The organism is Bradyrhizobium sp. 930_D9_N1_4 (genome assembly GCF_052076015.1).
Classification (GTDB): Bacteria; Pseudomonadota; Alphaproteobacteria; order Rhizobiales; family Xanthobacteraceae; genus Bradyrhizobium.
Genome location: NZ_CP197236.1, coordinates 2,702,732 through 2,725,764 on the forward strand (window position 1 = coordinate 2,702,732; position 23,033 = coordinate 2,725,764).

Here is a 23,033-nt window from a genome sequence, read left to right on the forward strand (position 1 = left end):
GGATTCGGGATGCGAATCTGGGGAGCAGCGTTGGGTGTCGGGCTTGCAGCTTGCTGCATCGCGTCCGCGCGCGCCCAGTCGATCAATCCCGGCGTGATCCAGAACGACATCGACCGGCAGCGCCGCCAGCTCGAGCAGCAGAGCGCGCCGCCCAAGCTCACCGGGCCCGCGGTGATCGGCGGTGAGCGGGAGAAATCCCAGTTGCTGAAGCCGGGCGGGCCGAAATTCCGCCTGCGCAGGGTCGAGTTCGACCAGTCCAAGTTCATCACGCCGGCCGAGCTCGACGAGATCGCGAAGAAATATGTCGGCAAGAACGTCGACATCGCCTCGCTGTTGCAGCTCGTCGCCGACATCAACGCCATCTACACCGAGCGCGGCATCGTCACGGGCATCGCGACGCTGCCGGACCAGGATGCCAAGGGCGGCGTGGTCAAGATCAAGCTGACCGAAGGCCGGCTCCAGAAGACGACCATCGAGGGCAACAAGCAGACCCGCACCGACTACATCCTTCAGCGCGTGAAGGAGCCGGAAGGCGAGGTCCTCGACGTTCCAAAACTCAATCGCGACGTGACCTGGTTCAACCGCACCAACGACGTGCAGATCAAGGCGCTGCTCCAGCCCGGCACGAGCTTCGGCCTCACAGACCTCCAGTTCGCGGTGATCGAACCGCCGATCGACACCTTGCAGCTCTTCACCGACAACCAGGGCGTCGAGAACACCGGGCGCTGGGAGGGCGGTGCCTTCTACAAGCGCCACGGCCTGTTCGGCGTCGACGACCGCCTGACCTTCTACGGCATCCGCTCCGACGGCAATCTCAACGGCAACGTCGCCTACAGCATCCCGGTCAATCCCTGGGGTGGCCGCGTCGGCGTCAGCTATACCGAAGGCAAGATCAAGATCATCCAGGGACCGTTCGTCGCGCTCGACGTCACCGGACGCTCCAGCCAGGCCGCGGTCAATTTCAGCCAGCCGGTCTGGGTCACGCAGAACTGGCTGGTGCTGCTCAACGCCGCGGAGATCGAGGGCAAGACGGTCAGCCGCTTTGCCACTGTTGACGTCACCAACGACCACTACAACAAGGCGACGGCCGGCGTTTCGGTGACGAATTCCGGGAATGCCTATTCGATCACGGTTTCGCCGGCGATGAACTACATCACCTGGCACGATTATGTGCTCGGCAACAACCGCGCGTTCAACACCTTCACCGGCTCGTTGATTGCGACCAGTGCGGCGGGGCCGGCGAATTTCAGCACCAATGTGCTGGCGAGCTGGCAGTACACGCAGGAAAAATTGCTGCCGGGCGACCAGATCTTCTCGATCGGCGGCCCGACCACCGTGCGCGGCTACCCCTCCAACTCGGCGTCCGGCGACAGCGGCTACTACTTCAACGCCGAGCTGCACTACAACTGGTCGCAATGGCTCAGGGGCTTCGACACATATATCTTCGCCGACTGGGGCGGCGTGTATTCGACATTCCCCGGCGTCACGGAACTCGCCTCGGTCGGCATCGGCTTCTCCTGGACCTACGCGTCGTTCATGACGTTCGAGGCAAACTACGCGACGCCGCTGAAGATGGCGGTCTCGACCCAGAACCATTACGAGGCCTATGGCCGCGTCATCTTCCGGCCGCTGCTGATGTTCCAGAAGCCGGAGCCACCCGCGCCCGTGGCGGCAATGGCCGGCAGGAGCAAGTCGTAGCGGAGGGTTGCTTCTCTCTCCTCGTCATTGCGAGCGCAGCGAAGCAATCTAGAATCCCTCCGCGGCGGCAGTCTGGATTGCTTCGCTGCGCTCGCAATGACGGGATGGTGCGACTGCCTACCGCCTTAACGTAAACTCGTCCGCGCCGCGCCGATGCTCCCATTTCGCCTGTTCCAATTCCGGCTGGTCGCATTCGACCTCGGGATAGCCGATGCAGAGATAGGCGATGAATTTCCAGGTATCGGGCAGGTCGAGAACGGTGTGGATGCGGTCCGGGCTCAGGATCGACACCCAGCCAAGGCCAATGCCCTCGGCGCGCGCGGCGAGCCACATCGCGGTGATCGCTGCGACCACCGAATATTCAGTCGTCTCCGGCATGGTGGCGCGGCCGAGGCCGTGGCCGATGTCGCTGGCCTTGTCGGCGAATACGGCGAGATGGCCGGGAGCCTGTTCGAGGCCCGACAGTTTTAGCGACGCATAGCGCGCGGCACGGTCGCCGGAATAGCAGTTCAGCGCATCGGCATTGCAGGCCTTGAAGTCATCGATCACGGCGCGGCGGCGAGCGGCATCGTCGATGATGACGAAGCGCCACGGTTGGCTCAAACCGACCGAGGGCGACAGGCAGGCCGTCTCGATCAGGCGATCGATGGCGCCGTCCGGCAGCGGATCGCTGCGAAAGCGGCGCACGTCGCGGCGCCACACGAACAGCTCGCGCAATTGCCGGCGGAAGGCGTCGTCGAACTCGACCATGCGCTCAGCGTCCCCCCAGGAAGGCTGCGGCAACCAGCAGGATCAGGATCTCGCCGGTTTGCTCGAACGCACCGAGGATGTCGCCGGTCTGCCCGCCGATCTGGCGGATCGCAAGCCGTGCCAGCAACAGGCCAGCCAGCGACAGCAGGATCAGGCCGATCAGCGCCTTGCCCGGCCCGAGCGCGAGGGCGAGCACCAGCGTTCCGAGCGCAAACGCAATCGCGACGCTGCGGCCCGGCGGCGCTCCGGCGCTCGCCGACAATCCATCCGGCCGCGCCGGCGGGACCAGCGACATGAAGGCCGGGACCCCCGCGCGTGACGCCGCATGCGCCGCGCACAGCGCAAGCGTGACGGCCCAGGGACTGGCGATCGCCGCGAGCGCGCTCCAGCGCAGGCCGAACGACAGGATCAGCGCACAGACACCGTAGGTCCCGATCCGGCTGTCGCGCATGATTTCGAGCTTGCGCTCGCGCGTGCGGCCGCCGCCGAGCCCGTCGGCGGTGTCGGCAAGGCCGTCCTCGTGCAGTGCGCCGGTGATAAGGGCGGTCGCGGCCAGTGCGAGCAGGGCGGCAAGGTTCGGTGTCAAACCGAACCGGCTGGCGACCTTGTAGACGAAAGCGCCGGCAAGGGCGACCAGCAGTCCGGCGAGAGGCAGCGCCCAGGTCGCGCGCGCGACGGCGCCGTCGCCCGCGGGCTTCGACGATGCGACGGGCAGGATCGTCACGAACGATGCCGCCATCCTGAGATCGGCGACGACGTCTTTGAAAAGCTCGGCGCGCGGCATCATTTCAGTTATTTAAGTTTCATGGGCAGGCCGGCGACCACGAACTCGACCTCATCAGCGACATCAGCGATGACCTGGTTCATGATCCCGGCGGCGTCGCGATAGAGGCGCGCCAGCGCGTTGTCGGGCACGATGCCGAGGCCGACCTCGTTGGTGACGAGGATAACGGAGCTCCTGAGACGTGGTAGGGCAGCCGCGAGCTCGCTCACCTCGCGTTCCCAGTCGCGCTCCGCGTGGAGCAGGTTGGAGAGCCACAACGTCAGACAGTCGACCAACCGCGCGCCGCCGCCATCGCTTGCGGCCAAAACTGACACGAGATCGAGCGGCACCTCGTGCTCGACCCAACCGGTTCCGCGTCGCGCGCGATGCCGGGCAATGCGTGCTTCCATCTCGGCATCGAGCGCCTCGGCCGTCGCGATGTAGATCGGCGGCTGGTCCGGAAAGCTGCGCGCAAGCGCTTCCGCGCGGGCGCTTTTGCCCGATCGCGCTCCGCCCGTGATCAAGATGATGGCCATAAAGGTCTCCCAAGGGCCTGACTAATCACCAAACGCGGGCAAAGACAAAGCCGAAATCAGGCGGGCGAGGGGCTTGCGCTCGCCCCCCGCTTTGCGCAACAGGGGCGGGACAGGAGGCAGGTTTGGGCTTTGCGGGCGCGATGGTGGTGGCGATGGCAGTGGATGCCCTCACGGGCTGGCCGTCATGGCTGTTCGCACGGATCGGCCATCCCGTCACCTGGCTGGGTTGGCTGATCGGTAGCATCGATTCCGCCTGGAATCGCGCGTCCGACCCGCCGGCGCTGCGCCGTGCTGCCGGCGTCGCGGGAGCGCTCGTGGTGATCGCGCTCTCCGTCGCACTCGGCTGGCTGCTTCAATCCATACTCCCATGGGGCTGGGCGCAGATCGTGCTGGTGGGCATCCTTGCCTGGCCGCTGGTCGCTTTGCGCTCGCTGCATGATCATGTCGCTGCCGTCGCAAACCCGTTGCTGGCCGGCGATATCGCCGCCGCACGCGACGCAGTCTCGCGCATCGTCGGTCGCGATCCCGCCGCGCTCGACGAGGCCGGCATCGCGCGTGCAACGATCGAGAGTCTTGCGGAGAACGCGTCCGACGGCATCATCGCGCCGGTGTTCTGGGGCGCGCTGTTCGGCTTGCCCGGTATCCTCGGCTACAAGGCGATCAACACGCTGGACTCAATGATCGGCCATCGCAATGAACGACACGAAGCGTTCGGCTGGGCGGCGGCGCGGATCGACGATGTCGCCAACTTCATTCCCGCGCGCCTGACCGGCTTTCTGTTCGTGCTGCTGGCGCCGCGACGATCCGAGGCGCTGTCGTGCATGACGCGGGACGCACGCCATCACCGTTCGCCCAACGCTGGCTGGCCGGAGGCGGCAATGGCAGGCGCGCTTGGCGTGCGGCTCAGCGGCCCCCGCATCTATCATGGCCGCGTCACCGACGAGCCATGGCTCAACGAAGGCGCGCGCGATCCGCTCGCCGTCGACATCAGTGAGGGACTGACGGTGTACCGCCGCGCCATGCTGCTGCTCGCGGGCCTGCTTGCGATCCTGGCCTTCGCGTGAAAGAACGAGACATGCGCGAGCACGGTGGAAATCTTGATCTGGCCCAGCAGCGTTTTGGCGGGCGCGCGGACGACTGGATCGACCTGTCGACCGGGATCAACCGGCTGCCTTATCCCGTGGGCGAGGTGGGCGCGCGGGCGTGGAGCGCGCTGCCGTCGCGCGCTGAGATTGCGACGCTGCATCAGGCGGCCCGACACGCCTATCGCACCAGTGCGCCGATCGTCGCCACGGGCGGTGCGCAGGCCGCCATTCAATTGCTGCCGCAACTCGCTAACCCCGGTCGCGCGCGCATTCTCGCGCCGACCTATAACGAATATGCCGGGGTGCTGTCGGCCGCGGGTTGGGACGTCGAGGAGGTCGGGGAGCTCGACGCCCTCGCAGGCGCGGACCTCGCCATCGTCGTCAATCCCAACAATCCCGACGGCAGACCTCATACGCCACAGGATTTGCTCGCGCTGCTGCCGCGCGTCGGCCGTCTCGTCATCGACGAGAGCTTTGCCGATGCCGTTCCGCAGTTGTCGCTCGCGCCCGAAGCGGATCGGCCGGGGCTGCTGATCTTGCGCTCGTTCGGAAAGTTTTATGGTCTTGCGGGCCTGCGGCTTGGCTTTGCGATCGGCAATGCCGCGGATATCGGCAAGCTGGCGGCGGTGTCGGGTCCGTGGCCGGTCTCAGGCGCGGCAATCGTAATCGGCGGCCGCGCATTGCGTGACGATGCCTGGGCCGAGGTGACGTCAGCGCGACTTGCGCGCGACTGTGATCGCCTCGATGAGATGGTGCGGTCGCAAGGCTGGCGACTTGTCGGCGGTGCATCTTTGTTTCGCCTTTACAAAATGCCTGATGCGCTGGCCGCACAGGAGAAGCTCGCGCGCGGGCAGATCTGGTCGCGCGTCTTCGCGCAGAACCCGGCATGGTTGCGGCTCGGGCTTCCCGGCGGCGAATCCGAGTGGATGCGCCTTGCCGAAATCCTAGCGCGCTAGCGTGAGCAAACCCTCGACGTCGAGATGCTTTTCAATGTGATCGGCGAGCGCATCAAGCGCGCTCTCGACCCGCGCGTGATAGGGCTCTTCGCCGGCAGGAATATCCAGCCTTGCCAGATACGCCCTGCGGAAATCATCCGACGTGAACAGGCCGTGCAAATAGCTGCCTTGCACACGGCCATCCCTCGAGATCGCGCCTTCCGGCTCGCCACCCAGCTTCGCGAACGGCCGGCCACGATCGGGCCCGTCGGTGCGGCCGATGTGGATCTCGTAGGCCTCGATCGGCTGGTCCGTGGCGGCATGCACGGCCGCGACACGCGTGAGCGTCTTTTGCGGGGTCATCATCGTCTCGACATCCAGAAGCCCGAGGCCCGGCGTGTCGCCGGCGGGGCCTTCGATGCCATCGGGATCGGCGACGCTGTGTCCGAGCATCTGATAGCCGCCGCAGAGGCCGAGCACATGGCCGCCCCGGCGATGATGCGCCAGCAGGTCGATGTCCCAGCCCTGCGCGCGCAGGAAGGCGAGATCGCCTCGCGTCGATTTCGAGCCGGGGATGATGACGAGCCTGACATCGCCGGGGATCGCTTCGCCCGGACGCACCATGACGAGATCAACCGAAGGCTCGAGCTTGAGCGGGTCGAGATCGTCGAAATTGGCGATGCGCGACAGTGCGAGGCAGGCGACCTTGTGCTGGCCGGGCTTGCGCGCATCGCTCAGGCCCAGCGCGTCCTCGGCCGGCAGTTCGCCGGCGCGCGCGAACCAGGGCAGCACGCCGAGGCCGCGCCACGCGGTTTTCTCCGCGATCAGCCTGTAGCCGTCGTCGAACAGCGTGGGATCGCCACGAAACTTGTTGATGACAAAACCCTGGATCATCGCTGCATCGTCGGGGTCGATCACCGTCTTGATGCCGACGAGCTGGGCGATCACCCCGCCACGGTCGATGTCACCGACCAGCACGACGGGGACGTCGGCCTTGCGGGCAAAGCCCATATTGGCGATGTCGGCCTTGCGCAAATTCACCTCGGCCGGACTGCCGGCGCCCTCGACCAGCACCAGATCGGCGCGCGCCTTCAGCCGCTCAAAACTCTCCAGCACCGCGCCCATCAGAGATGGCTTCATCGCCGCATATTCGCGCGCACGCGCGGTCGCGATGCGTTTTCCCTGCACGATCACCTGCGCGCCGATGTCGGTCTCAGGTTTCAGCAGCACCGGGTTCATGTCGGTGTGCGGCTCGACGCCTGCCGCCAGAGCTTGCAATGCCTGCGCGCGACCGATCTCGCCGCCATCGACGGTGACGGCGGCATTGTTCGACATGTTCTGCGGCTTGAAGGGGAGCACGCGCAGGCCGCGCCGCCTGAAGGCGCGCGCGAGGCCGGCGACGATGAGCGATTTGCCCACGTCCGAGCCGGCCCCCTGGATCATCAACGCGCGCGCCATCGTGTCTCTAGAACTCGACGCCGGCCTGGGCCTTGATGCCGGAGCGGAAGGGATGCTTGACCAGCGTCATCTCGGTGACGAGATCGGCGATCTCGATCAGCTCGTCCTTGGCGTTGCGGCCGGTGAGCACGACATGCGTCATTTCCGGCTTGTGCGTCCTCAGGAAGTCGACCACCTCCGCGATGTCGAGATAGTCGTAGCGCAGCGCGATGTTGATCTCGTCGAGCACGACCATGCGCAGGTTCGAATCGAGAATCAGCTCCTTGGCTTTCTCCCAGCCGGCGCGCGCGGCGGCGATGTCGCGGGCGCGGTCCTGTGTCTCCCAGGTGAAGCCTTCGCCCATGGCGTGGAACTGGCAGAGCTCGCCGAAATGGCCGGTGAGCAGGCGCCGCTCGCCGGTATCCCAGGCGCCCTTGATGAACTGCACGACCGCGCAAGGAAAGCCGTGGGCGACGCAGCGGACGATCATGCCGAAGGCCGAGGAGGACTTGCCCTTGCCGGCGCCGGTGTGGACGATGATGAGGCCTTTTTCGCCGCTCTTGGTCGCCATGATCTTGTCGCGGGCGACCTTGATCTTCGCCATTTTCGCGGCGTGTTTGGCGTCGGTCTTGGCGTCGGTTTCTTGGGCCGTTTGGGTCTCCGGTTCAGGCGTCATCTGACAGGGTCCTTCGGCTTGACAAGAGGCGACCGGGGGCAAATGGTGGCCCGGCGTTGGTTCCTGTCCTATGACAGGCGAAGAGGGAATGCGATAGGGTCCGAATCGGCAAGATTTGGATCCAAACTGCAGCCGCCCCCGCGACCGTGACCGGAGAGATGCCCGAGGCCACTGACCCCTGACGGGATCGGGAAGGCGGGGATCGAAGGGCAAAAGCCCTGCTCCACAAGCCGGGAGACCTGCCAGCGCGGACGAGTTTTGGACCGGCGGACGGGGTGTTCTGCGACGGGGAAGCGGCCTCTCAAGTCAGGGTCCGCGCGCCTCATCGCCTCCCGCTGTTTATTCTGGAAGAGGCGATGACCGTCACACTTCACGTCTGCATCACCTGCCGCGCCGGCGAGACGCCCGGCGACGGCGAAGCGACGCCCGGCAAGCGCCTGCATGGCGCGATCCTCGAGGCCGGCGTCCCCGAGGGCGTCAGCGTGGTTCCCGTCGAATGCCTGTCTGCATGCAGCCAGGGCTGCTCGGTGGCGCTCAGCGCGCCCGGCCGCTGGTCCTATGTCTATGGCCGCCTGACGTATGCAAATGCGCAGGATGTCATTGCGGGCGCTGCGGCCTATGCGGCCGCGCCCGACGGCCTCGTGCCCTGGCGCAGCCGCCCTGAAATTTTCCGCAAGCAATCGCTTGCCCGCATTCCCCCCATGATTTCGACAACGGCCGTCGTGCCGGAGGCCGCTGAATGAACTCGCTCGCAAAAGTCCCGGTTACGGTGGTCACCGGTTTTCTCGGCTCCGGCAAGACGACGCTGATCCAGCATCTGCTCGCAAACCCCAACGGCAAGAAGCTCGCCGTGCTCGTCAACGAGTTCGGCAGTGAGGGCGTCGACGGTGAGATCCTGAAGTCCTGCGCTGACGCGAACTGTCCGGAAGAGAACATCATTGAGCTCGCCAATGGCTGCATCTGCTGCACCGTCGCCGACGACTTCATCCCGACCATGGAGAAGTTGCTGGCGCGTCCGGTGCGGCCCGATCACATCCTGATCGAGACCTCGGGCCTGGCGCTGCCGAAGCCGCTGCTGAAGGCGTTCGACTGGCCGGAGATCCGCTCGCGCATCACGGTCGACGGCGTGATCGCGCTGGCCGATGCCGAAGCCGTCGCCGCGGGTCGCTTTGCGCCGGATCCGGCTGCTGTCGAAGCGCAGCGCGCGGCGGACGAAAATCTCGATCACGAGACGCCGCTGTCGGAAGTGTTCGAGGACCAGATCGCCTGCGCCGACATCGTGCTGCTGACCAAGGCCGACCTCGCGGGGGCTGCGGGCATTGAAGCGGCCAAGGCGGTGATCACTGCCGAGATGCCGCGTCGCGTGCCGATGCTGCCCGTGACTGACGGCGCGATCGATGCACGCCTCATTCTCGGCCTCGGCGCCGCCGCCGAGAACGATCTCGCCGCGCGTCCCTCGCATCACGATGGTGAGGAGGAGCACGAGCATGATGATTTCAATTCTGTCGTGATCGATCTTCCCGAGGTGACTGACGTCGATGCGCTGGTCGCATCAGTGCAACGTCTGGCGCGCGAGCAGAACGTGCTGCGCGCCAAGGGCTATATCGCGGTCGCGGGCAAGCCGATGCGACTGTTGCTTCAGGCGGTCGGCGAGCGCGTCCGCCACCAGTTCGACAAGCCCTGGGGCGCGGGTCACAGGCAATCCAGGCTCGTCGTGATCGGCGAGCACGGCGATATCGACGAGGCCGCGATCAAGGCGGGGCTCGGTATTTAAGGACCTGAGATCTGATGCACGTCGTCTTCCGCGAGAGCCGCGGTCTGGAGGAGACCGCGACGCCAAGAGACATCGGCCAGGACCCGGCCGATCTCGTGGTGCTCTCGTATTCGGATTCCGATCTCGCCGCGTTCGCGGCCGGCTGGCGGCGCGGCCGCAACAGCCTGCCGTCGCTGCGGCTCGCCAATCTTGCGGAATTGCGTCATCCGCTGTCGGTTGACACCTATGTCGAACGCACCTTGTCGCAGGCGCGCGGCATTCTGGTGCGTCTGATCGGCGGTGAGTCCTATTGGCCATATGGCCTCGCGGCCCTGCAGCAGCTCGCCAAGGACCGCAACATCGTGCTGGCCGTCCTGCCGGCCGATGGCTGTGACGACACGCGGCTGGATGCGTACTCGACCTTGCCGGTCTCGACATTGCGCCGGCTCAAGGTGCTGTGCGACACCGGCGGTCCGGTCGCAGCGCAAGCGGCGATTGCGCAGCTCGCGCTGGCCTCGGGTCTTTATGCAGGGCCGGTTGCCGGCGAGATGACCGTGCCCGAGATGGGCTTTTACGATCCTGCGCGCGGCGTGATCGCGGCGCCGACAGCGGGCGAGGGGAAGCCGCGCGCGCTGGTGACGTTCTATCGCTCCTACCTGACTGCCGCGGACACCGGCCCGGTCGATGCCCTGATTGCCGCGCTGCGCGAGAAGGGGTTTGACGCGTATGGCGTGTTCGTCACTTCGCTGAAAGCTGGGGGTGTCGCGGATTGTCTGCGCGCACATCTTGCGCAAAATCCTCCGGCGGCGATTGTCAATGCGACGGCATTCTCGGCCCTGGGTGAGGACGGCACGACGCCGTTCGATGCTGCGTCATGTCCGGTCTTCCAGGTCGCGCTCTCGTCGGCACGGCGCGAGGACTGGGCGGAGTCGCTGCGCGGCCTGTCGCCGGGCGATCTCGCAATGCATGTGGTACTGCCGGAGGTCGATGGCCGCCTGTTCGCGGGCGTCGTGAGCTTCAAGGCGGCCGCCGAACGGGATCCAGATTTGCAGTTTTCGCACCTGGCGCACAGGCCGGATGAGGAGCGCGTGAAGGCCGTTGCCGCGCGCGTTGCGGCCTGGCGCGCCCTCGCGGAGAAGCCAGCCGCCGAGAAGCGGGCGGCGATTGTGCTCTCGAACTATCCGGGCCGGCCGCACCAGATCGCGCACGCGGTCGGTCTCGATGCGCTGGCTTCGGTCGAAGCATTGGTATCCGATCTCGCGGAGGCCGGCTTCGATGTCGCGCCGGTCGGTGCGCTCGGCGAGACGCTGCTCAAGCAGAGTTTGACCTGGAGCCTTGCCGATTATCGTGCCGCACTCGCGCGTCTCCCGCAATCGCTGCAGGACGATCTCGCGCTGGCCTGGGGTAAGCCGGAGAATGATCCGGGCTGTCGCGACGGCGCGTTTCAGTTCGCAGCGATCGCTTGTGGCCAATCGATCATCGCAGTTCAGCCCGAGCGCGGCGATGCGACCACGCGCGATGCGGACTATCACGATCTCGCCCGCACGCCGTGCCACGCCTATGTCGCGTTCTATCTCTGGCTCCGCGAGCAGGCGATTGATGCCGTCGTTCACATGGGCGCGCATGGCACGCTGGAATGGCTGCCGGGAAAATCTGTGGCGCTCTCGTCTGCGTGCTGGCCCGAAGCCCTGATCGGCGATCTCCCCATCATCTATCCCTTCATCGTCAACGATCCCGGCGAAGCGGCGCAAGCGAAACGGCGCATCGGTGCCGTCACCATTGGCCATCTGCCGCCGCCGCTGGAAGCATCCGCGGTGCCGGAGGGGCTACGCCGGCTCGAACGTCTGCTCGACGAATATTCGACCGCCGATGGCCTCGATCCCGCGCGCCGCCAGCGCCTGATCGCCGCGATCCGCGACGAGGCACGCGCCGCAGGTCTCGAAGACGATCTCGGTCTCGATGCTTCGGCAGCACCAGCGGAAGCCATCCCCCGGATCGACCGCTTCGTCTGCGATCTCAAGGAAAGCCAGTTCGGCGACGGACTGCACGTGTTCGGCCGCGGCGCCTGTGGCGAGGCGGAGCGGGATGCGCTGCGTGCCGCGCTTGCGGGCCAGCGTGTCGCGCCGGGGCCGTCGGGCTCGCCGTATCGCGGGCGCCAGGACGTGCTGCCGACCGGGCGCAATCTCTTTGCCGTCGATCCGCGCGCCGTGCCGACACCATCGGCGCATGCGCAGGGGATCAAGCTCGCGGAAGAGCTGCTGCGCCGCCATTTGCAGGATCACGGCGACTGGCCGAAAGGGCTCGTCGTCGATCTCTGGGGTTCGGCAACGATGCGCACCGCGGGCGAGGAGTTTGCGATGGCGCTGCATCTCGCCGGCCTCGCGCCGCGTTGGGACCACGCCTCCGGCCGCGTCACCGGCTACGACATCATCGCGCCGGCCGAGCTCGGGCGCCCCCGCATCGACGTCACGCTTCGCGTGTCGGGCCTGTTCCGCGATGTCTTCGCCGGTCTCGCGCAATTGTTCGAAGCCGCTGCGGAAGCGCTTGCAGAGCGCGAGGAAGAGGGCGATGAGAATCCGTATCGTCTCCGCACCTCGCGCGTGTTCGCACCGCGCCCCGGACAATATGGCGTTGGCCTGTCCGCGATCCCCGATGCCTTCACGCCCGAGACGCGCGATGCCGCCGGCGAAGCCTGGCTGTCGGCCTCGTCATGGGCGTTCTCCGCCGATGGCGAGATCAAGCCCGATCGCGCCGGCATCGAGCAGCGGCTCGCGTCGGCTGATGCGTTCGTCCACGTCCAGGATCTGCCCGAGACCGATCTCTTGCTCGCGGCCGACTATGCGGCGCATGAGGCCGGCGTCGCGGCGGCCGCCGCGCATCTCGGCACGACAGGACCTTCGCTCTATCATCTCGATACGACCCGGCCTGAGCAGCCCCACGCACGCACGCTGACGGAAGAGATTTCCCGCGTGGTCCGCGCGCGCGCGGCCAATCCGGCCTGGATCGCCGGCATGATGCGCCACGGCTTTCGCGGCGCGGCCGAGATCACCGCCACGCTGGAGCACATGGCCGCGTTCGCGCATCTGGCGAACGCCGTGCCGCCGCATCTGTTCGATCTCTATTACGATGCGACGCTCGGAAATGACGACGTTCGCGCCTTCATGGGACGCGATAACCCGGCGGCTCTCGCCGCGATGGAGACGTGCTTCACACGCCTGCACGAGGCCTCGCTCTGGCGAACGCGTCGCAATTCGATCGCGGCTGCGCTGCGGGAGGAGTCATGAGCGCATCTCTGGTCAAGGGCTGGTGTCCCGGTGCGCTGCGCCCGATGCAATCGGGCGACGGGCTCGTGGTTCGCGTCCGCCCGTTCGGCGGCCGTCTTGATGCCGCACAGGTCGCCGGCCTTGCCGAACTCGCCGAACGCTACGGCAACGGTCTGATCGATGTGACCAGCCGCGCCAACCTCCAGATCAGGGGCGTGAGCGAACAGGGCCATCGCCGGCTGCTCGATGGACTTGCGTTGCTGCGGCTGCTCGACCCCGACTCCGATATCGAAGCCCGACGCAACATTCTGGTGACGCCGTTCTGGAATCCCAATGACGAGACGCAAGCGCTTGCGGCGGAGCTTGAGGAAGCACTAGCCGACAGCGCGCTCGATCTCCCCACCAAATTCGGCTTTGCCATCGACGACGGCAAGTCGCGTGTGCTCGCCGGCGATTCCGCCGATGTCCGCATTGAGCGAGATCGCGGCGGCCGGCTCCTGGTGCGGGCCGACGGCGCAAGGCTCGGTCGCTCCGTTGCGCGCGGAGAGGTCGTGAGCACCGCGCTCGCACTCGCAGACTGGTTCATGGCATCTGGCGGCGCCAAGGATGGGCGGGGGCGCATGGCGGCCCATATCACAGCCGGTGCCGCATTGCCCGACGGATTGCGCGACGAGACCGAGCCTGCGCCCGTGATGGCGGCGTCGCGGCCCGGGCATTATCCGCATGGCGCCCTGGTCGGCGTCGCGTTCGGCCAGATGCTGCATACGACGCTGCATCAATTCTCCGGCTGCGGTCATGCGCTGCGCATGACGCCATGGCGGATGGTGCTCAGCGAGGGCAAACGCGAGATGCCGACTGGAGCGGGGCTCATCACCGAGCCCTACGATCCGGCGCTGCGCGTCATTGCCTGCAGCGGCGCGCCGCGCTGCCGCGAGGCGCATGCCGACACCCGCGCGCTGGCGGCAGCGCTCGCGCCGCGCATCGCCCTCGACACGCGGCTTCATGTGTCCGGTTGCGCCAAAGGCTGCGCCCGGTCTGGTGCATCCTCCGTGACACTGGTTGCGACCAGCATGGGCTTCGACCTCGTCCGCGGCGGCTCGACCCGCGACGAGCCGGCCCTGCGCGGACTGAACGGTGCCGACATCGTCAGCGATCCCTCCATCCTGGTCGGAGGACACTGATGCCGCACGCTTACGAGACCGATGGCGCTGCGATCTACCGGCAGTCCTTTGCGACCATCCGGGCCGAGGCTGATCTTGTGCGCTTTTCGCCGGACGAGGAGCAGGTGGTGGTGCGGATGATCCACGCCGCCGGCATGGTGGGGCTGGAGGCGCATATCCGTTTCACTGAGGGCATGGTGACCGCCGCGCGCGCAGCGTTGCAGAAGGGCGCGCCGATCCTGTGCGATGCCCGCATGGTCTCCGAAGGCATTACGCGCGCGAGATTGCCTGCGGCCAACGCCGTGATCTGCACGCTCGGCGACGAAACGGTTCCCGCGCTGGCGCAATCCATGCGCAACACGCGCTCGGCGGCCGCGCTGGAGCTGTGGCGGCCGCATCTCGATGGTGCGATCGTCGCGATCGGCAATGCGCCGACCGCGCTGTTTCACCTCCTCAACATGCTGGAGGACCAAAGCTGTCCCCGGCCAGCGGCGATCATCGGCTGTCCCGTCGGTTTCGTCGGCGCTGCCGAATCCAAGGCCGCGTTGATGGCCGATGCGCCGGTGCCGGCGTTGACGGTCGAGGGCCGCCTCGGCGGCTCCGCGATTACGGTCGCCGCCGTGAACGCGCTGGCGAGCCGGAGCGAGTAGCCATGGGACGCATCATCTGCTGCGGTCTCGGCCCCGGCGATCCCGATCTCATGAGCGTGCGCGCGGATCGCACGGTCCGCGGCGCGAAGCACGTGGCTTTTTTCCGCAAGAAGGGCCGGCCCGGCCAGGCGCGGCGCATCGTCGAGGGCATGCTGGCCGCCGACGTCACCGAATACGCCATGGAATATCCCGTGACGACGGAGATTGCCTTCGACAGCGCCGAGTACGTGCAGCTGCTCGCCGGCTTTCATGACGAGTGGGCCGAGCGGCTGGCGCGGCTGGCGCGTGCGGTCGACGTCGTCGTGCTCTGCGAGGGCGATCCCTATTTCTACGGCTCGTTCATGCATCTGCACACGCGCCTGCAAGGCCGCGTCGAGATCGAGGTGATCGCGGGCATTCCCGGCATGGTCGGCTGCTGGAACGGGGTCGGCCAGCCGATCGCACTCGGCGACGACGTGACGACGGTGCTGATGGGCACGCTTCCCGAAGCCGAGCTCGAACGGCACATGCGCGATTCCGATGCGCTCGTGATCATGAAGACCGGCCGCAACCTCGCAAAGGTGCGCCGCGCGCTCGCCTCTGCCGGCCGGCTTGACGACGCCTGGCTGGTCGAGCGCGGCACGATGCCGGGCGAGCGCGTAGCGCGGCTGGCCGAGATCGATGGCGCCGATTGTCCTTACTTTGCGATCGTGCTCGTACACGGCAAGGGACGGCTTCCGGACGCCGCCGAATGACGGGCACGCTGACCATCGCGGGCCTCGGGCCCGGCAACGATGCGCTGGTGACGCCCGAGGTCTCCGCTGCGCTTGCGTCCGCGACCGATATTTTGGGTTATGCGCCCTATGTCGCGCGCGTGCCGCCGCGCGCCGGGCTCACGCTGCATCCGTCGGACAATCGCGAAGAGTTGCAGCGCGCGAGCCAGGCCTTGCGGCTTGCGGCGGAGGGCGGGCAGGTCGTCGTCGTTTCGTCCGGAGATCCCGGCGTGTTCGCGATGGCCTCGGCCGTGTTCGAGGCGCTCGAACAGGCGCCGCAATATCAGGAGCTGCCGATCCGCGTGCTGCCGGGCATCACCGCGATGCTGGCGGCGGCTGCGCGCGCAGGCGCACCGCTCGGCCATGACTTCTGCGCGATCAATCTCTCGGACAATCTCAAGCCCTGGGCCGTGATCGAAAAGCGCCTGCGTCTCGCCGCCGAGGCCGACTTTTCGATTGCGATGTACAATCCCCGTTCGGCAAGCCGGCCGGAAGGGTTTGGCCGCACACTTGCCGTGTTGAAAGAGGCCGGCTGCGGCGAGCGGCTCGTGATCTTCGCGCGCGCGGTCAGTGCCGATGACGAGACAATCGAGACCGTCACGCTGAACGAGGCGACTCCCGAGATGGCTGACATGCGCACGCTTGTCATCGTCGGCAATTCGCAGACGCGCCGCGTTGGCCGCTGGGTCTATGCGCCGAGGCGGGTCGAATGACCGAGCCACTGCATGATCTCGGCCATACTCTCGACCCGCAACCGTTCGGGCAGTTGCGGTCGCGAGATCATGATGACGGGCAGGCCGAGCATGCGTGCGGCGTCGATCTTGGCGCGCGCGCCGTCGCCGCCGGAGTTGCGCGCGACGATGCAGGTGATGCCGCGCCCGCGCAGCATTTCCAGCTCGCCCTCGATCGTGAACGGCCCGCGCGACACGATCATGTCGGCGGTGAAGGGCAGGGGCGCCTCCGGCGGATCGACGAAACGCAGCGTGTAGGCATGCTCAGGCCTGGTCGCGAATGGCGCGATGTGCTGGCGGCCGATCGCGAGAAAAATGTTCGTCGGCGGCTCGGGGAGCACGGCAGCCGCCGCGTTGACATCAGCGACTTTGATCCAGTTGTCTCCGGGCACTCTGGTCCATGGCAAGCGTTCGAGCGCAATGAGCGGCGTACCGGTCTCCGCGCACGCTTCGACCGCGTTGCCGCTCATCTCGGCCGCGAAAGGATGCGTCGCGTCGATCACATGCGTGATGTTTTCACGTCGGATGTAGTCGGCAAGCCCGCGCACGCCACCAAAGCCGCCGATACGGATCGGCAGCGGCTGATCGGCGGGCGTACGGGTGCGGCCGCCATAGGAATAGACAGCGTCGATGCGTGCGCGCGCGATCTCCGCCGCAAGCTGGCTCGCATCGGCAATTCCGCCCAGAATAAGGGCGCGCATTATGGCTGATCCCTGGCTGACCATCATCGGTATCGGCGAAGATGGCCTTGCCGGGCTGTCGGAAGCAAGCCGAAAGGCGCTCGACGCCGCCGAAACCGTCTTTGGCGGTGAACGGCATCTCGCGCTCGCCGGCGTGACTGGGCGTGGCCGTCCGTGGCCGGTGCCGTTCGACGCAGAGGTCGTGCTGAGCCGCCGCGGCCGGCTGACGGCAGTGCTCGCCTCCGGCGATCCGTTCTGGCACGGAGCCGGCGCTGGCCTCGCCGAGAAGCTCGACGCGGGCGAGTGGATCGCGCATTCGGCGCCGTCGACATTTTCGCTTGCTGCCGCGCGGTTGGGCTGGCGCCTGGAAAATGTTGCTTGTCTCGGCCTGCACGCCGCGCCGTTCGAGCGTCTCGTGCCGCATCTGGCAAATGGTGCACGCATCATTTGCCTCGTGCGCGACGCGAAGGCGGCCGGTGATCTCGCGGCATGGCTGAGCGGGCGCGGGTGGGGCGCGTCGGCGTTCCGGACTCTCGCCGCGCTAGGCGGGCCGCGGGAAAGTATCGCGGAGCATCGCGCAGACAATTTTGCGGGCGATCGCGCTGGAAACCTGATCGCCATCGCGATCGAGGCGAAGGGTGGGCAGGGTATCTCCCGCAGCTCCGGCCTGTCGGACGATCTCTTCATCCACGACGGCCAGATCACCAAGCGGCCGGTGCGGGCGCTTGCGCTCTCGGCGCTGGCGCCGCGGGCCGGCGAGCGGCTTTGGGATATCGGCTCCGGCTCCGGCTCGATCTCGGTCGAGTGGGCACTGTGCGGTGGGTCCGCAATCGCTGTCGAGGCGCGTGAGGATCGCGCCGCGAACATTCGCAACAACGCCGCGGCGTTTGGATTGGCGCATCGGATTATCGCTGTTACAGGGCAGGCGCCGGAATCGCTCACCGGGCTGGACGCGCCGGATGCCGTCTTCATCGGCGGTGGTCTCGACAGCGCAATGTTCGATGCGATCTGGTCGCGGTTGGTGCCGGGTGCGCGGCTGGTTGCGCATTCGGTAACGCTGGAGACAGAGGCGCTGCTCGGCGAGCTGCATCAGCGCCATGGCGGCGACCTGATGCGGGTCGAGATCGCACATGCCGCCCCGCTTGGCCGCTACAGGTCATGGGAGGCCGCGCGGCCGGTTGTGCAATGGAGTGCGGTCCGATGAAGGTCGCCGGGCTCGGATTCAAGAAGGATGTCACACTAGCTTCGCTGCGCGAGGCGCTATTGGCGGTCGGCGGCCCCGCGGGCCTTGCAGCGGTGGCGACCGTCAGCGACAAGGCTGATGCAGAAGTGCTGAAGCAACTCGCGCGAGAATGCGGTGTGCCGATCAAGGCTGTTTCCGCCGACATCCTGGCCGGCATCGATACGCCGACGCAATCAGAGCGCGTCGCGGAGAAATTCGGCACCGGATCAGTCGCCGAAGCTGCTGCGCTCGCTGCCGCTGGTCCCCACGCACGATTGATCGCGACGCGCGCGGTCTCGCAGGATCGCACCGCGACCGCCGCGATCGCGGAGGGAGACGGCGCATGACGGTGCATTTCATCGGTGCCGGACCGGGCGCACCCGATTTGCTGACGTTGCGCGGGCGCGACCTGATCGCGACCTGTCCGGTCTGCCTCTATGCCGGTTCGCTTGTTCCTGCGGGCGTGCTGGCGCATTGCCCGCCCGGCGCGCGCATCGTCAACACGGCGCCGCTGTCGCTCGACGAGATCGTCGCGGAGATCGTCGCTGCGCATGCAGACGGCAAGGATGTCGCGCGGCTGCATTCCGGCGACCTCGCGATCTGGTCGGCGATGGGCGAGCAGCTCCGCCGCCTGCGGGCGCTCGGCATTCCCACCACGGTCACGCCGGGCGTTCCCTCTTTCTCGGCGGCTGCGGCCGCGCTGGAAGCCGAACTCACATTGCCCGGCCTTGCCCAGTCCGTGGTGCTGACACGCACGCCGGGCCGCGCCAGTGCGATGCCCGAAGGCGAGACGCTCGCCGCTTTCGCAGCCACCGGCGCGGTGCTCGCGATCCATCTCTCGATCCATCTGCTCGACAAGGTCGTCGCCGAGCTGACGCCGCATTATGGCGAAAGCTGCCCGGTCGCCATCGTCTGGCGCGCGAGCTGGCCGGATCAGCGCATCGTCCGTGCTACACTCGCAACGCTCGATGCGGCCGTGGGTGTCGAGATGGAGCGCACCGCAATCATCCTGGTCGGCAAGACGCTGGGGACAGCGGATTTCGACGAGAGCCGCCTCTACGCTGCCGACTACGACCGCCGCTATCGGCCCGTCGGCGCCGAGCCGCGCTTTCCGGAGGCGTCTTGATGGCGGCAGGCCTCGTCATCTCCGCACCTGCTTCGGGCGTCGGCAAGACCACGCTGACGCTGGCGCTGGCGCGCGCCTGGCGCAATCGCGGATTGAACGTGCAGTGCTTCAAGAGCGGGCCCGACTATATCGATCCTGCGTTCCATGCCGCTGCCACGGGGCGCGCGTCCGTCAATCTCGAAAGCTGGGCGATGGACCGCGAGGCGATCGCTCATCTCGTCAGCCGCGGTGCGGATGCCGATGTCGTGCTCGCGGAAGGGTCGATGGGCCTGTTCGACGGTGTCGCCGCGCGCGGTGTCTCCGGCACCGGCGCGACCGCTGACATCGCGGAGATGCTGGGCTGGCCGGTGGTGCTGGTGATCGACCCGTCCGGACAGGCGCAGACGGCAGCCGCAATCGCCGCAGGCCTTCGCGACTATCGTCCCGGCGTGCGCCTTGCGGGCGTCGTGCTCAACCGCGTCGCCAGTCCCCGCCATGAAGATCTCGTGCGCCGTGCCCTCAACGATGCCGGCATCGCGGTGTTCGGCGCGCTGCCGCGCCATGCCGAGATCAGCCTGCCGAAGCGGCATCTTGGCCTCGTGCAGGCCGAGGAGCAGGCGGAGATCGGAAAACTGATCGACGAGGCTGCGCGCTTCGTCGCCGAGCATGTCGACCTCGATGCGGTGCTGCGATCGGCCGCCAACTGGTCGCCGCAACCCGCCGCGAACGGCCTCAACGTGACGCCGCCCGGGCAGCGCATTGCACTCGCGCGCGATGCGGCTTTCTCCTTCGTCTATCCTCATATGCTGGAAGCCTGGCGCGCCGCGGGCGCCGAAATCTCGACGTTTTCGCCGCTCGCCGATGAAAGCCCCGATACCGGCGCCGATGTATGCTGGTTGCCCGGCGGCTATCCCGAGCTTCATGCCGGGACGATCGCGGCCAATGCGCGCTTTCGCAACGCTTTGCGGGCCTTCGCCGAGACGCGGCCGGTGCACGGCGAATGCGGAGGCTATATGGTGCTGGGAACTGCTTTGACTGATGCCGACGGCGTCAGCCACGAGATGACGGGCCTGCTCGGCCTGGAGACCAGCTTTGCCAAGCGCCGCATGCATCTGGGCTATCGTCTTGCCACGCTCGCCGCCCCCATGCCGGGCCATCGGGCGGGCGCGCGCCTGCGTGGCCACGAATTCCACTACTCGACCATCCTTGCCCAGCCGGACACGCCGCTGGCGGTCGTGCACGATGCAACGGGCGCGGTCATTGCCGAAACCGGCTCGCGCCGCGGCCACGCCACCGGCACGTTCTTCCATCTGATTGCGGAGGACCGGTGAGCGGTCTTGTCACCTTTATCTCGGCCGGCCCCGGCGACCCCGAGCTTCTCACGCTCAAGGGCGCCGCGCGGCTGCGCGAGGCCGACGTCGTGCTTTATGACGATCTCGCCTCCGGCGCGATCCTCGACCTCGCCCGGCCCGGCGCCAATCTCGTCGCGGTGGGGAAGCGGGCAGGTCGGGCCTCGACCAAGCAGCACCATGTCAACCGCCTGCTGGTCGACTATGCCGCAACAGGCGTGCGCGTGGTGCGTTTGAAGTCCGGTGATGCCGGAATCTTCGGCCGGCTCGAGGAGGAACTCGAGACGCTGCGTGAAGCCGGCATCGGCTACGAGATCATTCCCGGCGTCACCTCGGCCTGCGTCGCCGCCGCGCAAGCCGGCATTCCCCTGACCCGGCGCCATACCTCGCGCCGGGTGCAGTTCGTGACCGGGGCCGACGTCACCGGCGAGCTGCCGCAGAATCTGAACTGGGCGGCGCTGGCCGATCCGGAAGCGACGACCGTGGTCTATATGGGCCGGCGCACCTTTCCGGCGCTTGTCGCAAAATTGATCGAGCATGGTCTCGCGCCAACGACCCCAGCGCTGTTCGCGGAATCCCTTGGGCGCGACGACGAGCGCCTGCTCCGCACCACGATTGCCGAATTGGCCGAGCAGCTTGCACGGGGCGGGGCGGCCTCGACCGCTGCCGTGATCCTGTTCGGCGCGCTGGCAGGGGATTATCCGTCATGACGGTCCCGCCCGCCTTTCGGCCCTTGACGCCCGGCTGGCGAAAGGGGCACACAGGAGAGGCATGGTGCTTGAGGCGGCTTAAAACCGCTGGAGCATAATCGGGAATGGGGGTGGGCGGACCTGCGCCGCCCAAAACCCCAGCCGCCCCCGCGACTGTAAGCGGTGAGGGACTTCGATCAGCCACTGGGCCGCAAGGCCCGGGAAGGCCGGAGAACCCAGTGAACCGCGAGCCAGGAGACCGGCCCTGCACGTTTTGAGGCCAAGGCCGTCGGTGGGACGGCAGGAAGGATCTGAGCCATGCATATCGAACCCGGACTCGTGTCGGACGCCAAGCTCGTCTTGAGTTACGCAACAGGCATCGCCGTGGGCGGCGTTGCGCTGAAGCTTGCGGTCGAGACCGTGCGCGAGCAGGGCATCACGTCGTTTGCGGCGCGCACGCTCGCCACCACGGGCCTCGTCTTCATCTTCTTCGAGATCCTGCCGCACTTCCCGGTCGGCGTGTCGGAGGTTCACTTCATCCTCGGCTCGACGCTGTTCCTGCTGTTCGGCGCGGCACCGGCCGCTTTCGGTCTGGCATTCGGGCTGCTGTTCCAGGGCATCTTCTTCGAGCCGCCCGATCTGCCGCAATTCGGCATGAACGTCACCACGCTGCTGGTGCCGCTGTTTGCGATTCAGGCGATCTCCACGCGGATCATTCCGCGCGCCACCGCCTACGTTGATTTGCAGTACCGCCAGGCGCTGGCGCTTTCGACCACGTATCAGGCCGGTGTCATCGCCTGGGTGGCGTTCTGGGCGATCTACGGCGCCGGCTTTGGCGCGACGAATCTCGTCAATATCGCGACCTTCGCGGCCTCCTATGCGCTGGTCATCGTGATCGAGCCGTTGGCCGATCTCGCCGTGCTGGCGCTGGCGAAGTCGCTGCGTGGTGTTACCGCGCCCGGCCTCGTCACGCCGCGCCTGCACAACGCGGCCTGAAGAGACAAGGGGCGGCCGTCATGGTCGCCCCGCACACACGATGCTCACGCTCTCCCTGATAGGCATCGGTTGCGGCGATCCCGGGCAGCTCACGCGCGCCGCCATTCAAGCCATCAACGCGGCCGATCTCGTCCTGATCCCGCGCAAGGGCACGGCAAAATCCGATCTCGCCGATCTCAGGCGGACGATTTGCGCGGACGTCCTCGCCAACGACAAGACACGCATTGCCGAATTCGATCTGCCCGTGCGCGACGCCGGCGAGACGGATTACCGCAAGGGCGTGGACGATTGGCACGATGCCGTGGCAGCAAGCTGGTCGCGGACGATCGCAGATCATCTCGCAAATCATTTCGAAGGTGACGGCAAGGTCGCGCTGCTGATCTGGGGCGATCCTTCGCTCTATGATTCCTCGCTGCGCATTGCGCGGCGGCTCAATCCCCTGCCTGACATCGAAGTCATTCCCGGCATCACCTCGATCCAGGCGCTGTGTGCGGCGCATGCGTTGCCGCTCAACGACATCGGCGAGCCCTTTTTGGTCACAACGGGACGCCGCCTGCGTGAGGGCGGCTGGCCGGCCGGCGTCGATACCGTTGTAGTGATGCTCGACGGCGGCACGGCGTTTCAGTCGCTCGATCCGGAGGGCTTGCAGATCTGGTGGGGCGCCTATCTCGGTATGCCCGATCAGATCATCCTATCCGGCGCGCTGGCCGAAACCGGTCCGCGCATCGTGGCTACGCGGCAAGAAGCGCGCGAGCGGCATGGCTGGATCATGGACAGCTACATTCTCAAGCGCAGGCCGTAAG

At 67.0% G+C, this 23,033-nt stretch carries 23 protein-coding genes and 2 riboswitches; of the genes, 17 read left to right on the forward strand and 6 right to left on the reverse strand.

Annotation, left to right across the window (positions count from 1 at the left end; all coding sequences use genetic code 11):
* Positions 1-9: 9 nt before the first annotated feature.
* Complete coding sequence (locus AB7532_RS12395; RefSeq protein ID WP_441235066.1) at positions 10-1,698, forward strand: ShlB/FhaC/HecB family hemolysin secretion/activation protein; 1,689 nt, start codon at positions 10-12, stop codon at positions 1,696-1,698.
* 117 nt (positions 1,699-1,815) lie between these two features.
* Here AB7532_RS12395 and bluB read toward each other — a convergent pair whose 3' ends face one another.
* From bluB to cobU, 3 genes are read right to left on the reverse strand one after another with little or no spacing between them, the layout of a single operon-like run.
* Complete coding sequence (gene bluB / locus AB7532_RS12400) at positions 1,816-2,448, reverse strand: 5,6-dimethylbenzimidazole synthase (RefSeq protein ID WP_441235067.1); 633 nt, start codon at positions 2,446-2,448, stop codon at positions 1,816-1,818.
* 4 nt (positions 2,449-2,452) lie between these two features.
* The gene (cobS, locus tag AB7532_RS12405) at positions 2,453-3,235 is read right to left on the reverse strand and encodes an adenosylcobinamide-GDP ribazoletransferase (RefSeq protein WP_441235068.1); all 783 of its coding nucleotides are present in this window, start codon (positions 3,233-3,235) and stop codon (positions 2,453-2,455) included.
* A gap of 5 nt (positions 3,236-3,240) precedes the next feature.
* Complete coding sequence (gene cobU, locus AB7532_RS12410) at positions 3,241-3,747, reverse strand: bifunctional adenosylcobinamide kinase/adenosylcobinamide-phosphate guanylyltransferase (RefSeq protein WP_441235069.1); 507 nt, start codon at positions 3,745-3,747, stop codon at positions 3,241-3,243.
* A 140-nt stretch (positions 3,748-3,887) separates the two neighbouring features.
* Here cobU and cbiB point away from each other — a divergent pair, with 140 nt between their 5' ends.
* Together cbiB and cobD are read left to right on the forward strand one after the other, a co-directional pair.
* Entirely contained in the window at positions 3,888-4,811 is a 924-nt protein-coding gene (gene cbiB, locus AB7532_RS12415; RefSeq protein WP_441239256.1) for an adenosylcobinamide-phosphate synthase CbiB, read from the forward strand.
* 11 nt (positions 4,812-4,822) lie between these two features.
* Positions 4,823-5,788 carry a threonine-phosphate decarboxylase CobD gene (cobD, locus tag AB7532_RS12420; protein WP_441235070.1) on the forward strand — a complete coding sequence of 322 codons (966 nt, stop codon included), beginning with the start codon at positions 4,823-4,825 and terminating at the stop codon, positions 5,786-5,788.
* On the opposite strand, the gene AB7532_RS12425 is transcribed toward cobD, so the two are convergent.
* Complete coding sequence (locus tag AB7532_RS12425) at positions 5,777-7,225, reverse strand: cobyric acid synthase (protein ID WP_441235071.1); 1,449 nt, start codon at positions 7,223-7,225, stop codon at positions 5,777-5,779. The genes cobD and AB7532_RS12425 overlap by 12 nt on opposite strands.
* Positions 7,226-7,232: 7 nt before the next feature.
* The gene (gene cobO, locus AB7532_RS12430; protein WP_441235072.1) at positions 7,233-7,880 is read right to left on the reverse strand and encodes a cob(I)yrinic acid a,c-diamide adenosyltransferase; all 648 of its coding nucleotides are present in this window, start codon (positions 7,878-7,880) and stop codon (positions 7,233-7,235) included.
* Positions 7,881-7,920: 40 nt separating this feature from the next.
* A riboswitch (cobalamin riboswitch) is annotated at positions 7,921-8,141 on the forward strand.
* A 95-nt stretch (positions 8,142-8,236) separates the two neighbouring features.
* Between cobO and AB7532_RS12435 the strand changes: the two genes are divergently transcribed.
* Genes AB7532_RS12435 through cobJ form a run of 7 tightly spaced genes read left to right on the forward strand, consistent with a single transcriptional unit; the run spans position 8,237 to position 16,171 of the window.
* A complete protein-coding gene (locus AB7532_RS12435; RefSeq protein WP_441235073.1) occupies positions 8,237-8,623 on the forward strand; it encodes a DUF1636 family protein in 387 nt (128 codons plus the stop codon).
* Complete coding sequence (cobW, locus tag AB7532_RS12440; protein ID WP_441235074.1) at positions 8,620-9,654, forward strand: cobalamin biosynthesis protein CobW; 1,035 nt, start codon at positions 8,620-8,622, stop codon at positions 9,652-9,654. Before AB7532_RS12435 ends, cobW begins: the two co-directional genes overlap by 4 nt.
* A 14-nt stretch (positions 9,655-9,668) precedes the next feature.
* Complete coding sequence (gene cobN / locus AB7532_RS12445) at positions 9,669-12,917, forward strand: cobaltochelatase subunit CobN (protein WP_441235075.1); 3,249 nt, start codon at positions 9,669-9,671, stop codon at positions 12,915-12,917.
* Entirely contained in the window at positions 12,914-14,077 is a 1,164-nt protein-coding gene (cobG, locus tag AB7532_RS12450; protein ID WP_441235076.1) for a precorrin-3B synthase, read from the forward strand. The genes cobN and cobG overlap by 4 nt, the downstream gene beginning before the upstream one ends.
* A complete protein-coding gene (locus AB7532_RS12455) occupies positions 14,077-14,706 on the forward strand; it encodes a precorrin-8X methylmutase (protein WP_441235077.1) in 630 nt (209 codons plus the stop codon). Before cobG ends, AB7532_RS12455 begins: the two co-directional genes overlap by 1 nt.
* 2 nt (positions 14,707-14,708) lie before the next feature.
* Positions 14,709-15,440 (forward strand): precorrin-2 C(20)-methyltransferase, encoded by a 732-nt coding sequence (locus tag AB7532_RS12460; protein WP_441235078.1) that lies wholly within the window; start codon positions 14,709-14,711, stop codon positions 15,438-15,440.
* Positions 15,437-16,171, forward strand: coding sequence for a precorrin-3B C(17)-methyltransferase (gene cobJ / locus AB7532_RS12465; RefSeq protein WP_441235079.1), 735 nt, complete (start codon positions 15,437-15,439; stop codon positions 16,169-16,171). The genes AB7532_RS12460 and cobJ overlap by 4 nt, the downstream gene beginning before the upstream one ends.
* Here cobJ and AB7532_RS12470 read toward each other — a convergent pair.
* On the reverse strand, positions 16,147-16,893 hold the full coding sequence (locus tag AB7532_RS12470) for a cobalt-precorrin-6A reductase (RefSeq protein ID WP_441239257.1): 747 nt from the start codon (positions 16,891-16,893) through the stop codon (positions 16,147-16,149). The genes cobJ and AB7532_RS12470 overlap by 25 nt on opposite strands.
* Between AB7532_RS12470 and cbiT the strand changes: the two genes are divergently transcribed.
* The 7 genes from cbiT (at position 16,892) to cobF (ending at position 23,032) form a co-directional block, all read left to right on the forward strand.
* Positions 16,892-18,073 carry a precorrin-6Y C5,15-methyltransferase (decarboxylating) subunit CbiT gene (gene cbiT, locus AB7532_RS12475; RefSeq protein WP_441235080.1) on the forward strand — a complete coding sequence of 394 codons (1,182 nt, stop codon included), beginning with the start codon at positions 16,892-16,894 and terminating at the stop codon, positions 18,071-18,073. The genes AB7532_RS12470 and cbiT overlap by 2 nt on opposite strands.
* A complete protein-coding gene (locus tag AB7532_RS12480; RefSeq protein ID WP_441235081.1) occupies positions 18,070-18,438 on the forward strand; it encodes a cobalamin biosynthesis protein in 369 nt (122 codons plus the stop codon). Before cbiT ends, AB7532_RS12480 begins: the two co-directional genes overlap by 4 nt.
* Positions 18,435-19,217, forward strand: coding sequence for a precorrin-4 C(11)-methyltransferase (gene cobM, locus AB7532_RS12485; RefSeq protein WP_441235082.1), 783 nt, complete (start codon positions 18,435-18,437; stop codon positions 19,215-19,217). Before AB7532_RS12480 ends, cobM begins: the two co-directional genes overlap by 4 nt.
* Entirely contained in the window at positions 19,217-20,527 is a 1,311-nt protein-coding gene (locus AB7532_RS12490) for a cobyrinate a,c-diamide synthase (protein ID WP_441235083.1), read from the forward strand. Before cobM ends, AB7532_RS12490 begins: the two co-directional genes overlap by 1 nt.
* A complete protein-coding gene (gene cobA / locus AB7532_RS12495; protein ID WP_441235084.1) occupies positions 20,524-21,255 on the forward strand; it encodes a uroporphyrinogen-III C-methyltransferase in 732 nt (243 codons plus the stop codon). The genes AB7532_RS12490 and cobA overlap by 4 nt, the downstream gene beginning before the upstream one ends.
* 45 nt (positions 21,256-21,300) lie before the next feature.
* Positions 21,301-21,516, forward strand: a riboswitch (cobalamin riboswitch).
* A 36-nt stretch (positions 21,517-21,552) separates the two neighbouring features.
* Complete coding sequence (locus AB7532_RS12500; protein ID WP_441235085.1) at positions 21,553-22,230, forward strand: energy-coupling factor ABC transporter permease; 678 nt, start codon at positions 21,553-21,555, stop codon at positions 22,228-22,230.
* 40 nt (positions 22,231-22,270) lie between these two features.
* Positions 22,271-23,032: a precorrin-6A synthase (deacetylating) gene (cobF, locus tag AB7532_RS12505; RefSeq protein ID WP_441235086.1), complete on the forward strand. Its 762-nt coding sequence runs from the start codon at positions 22,271-22,273 to the stop codon at positions 23,030-23,032.
* Position 23,033: the final 1 nt, after the last annotated feature.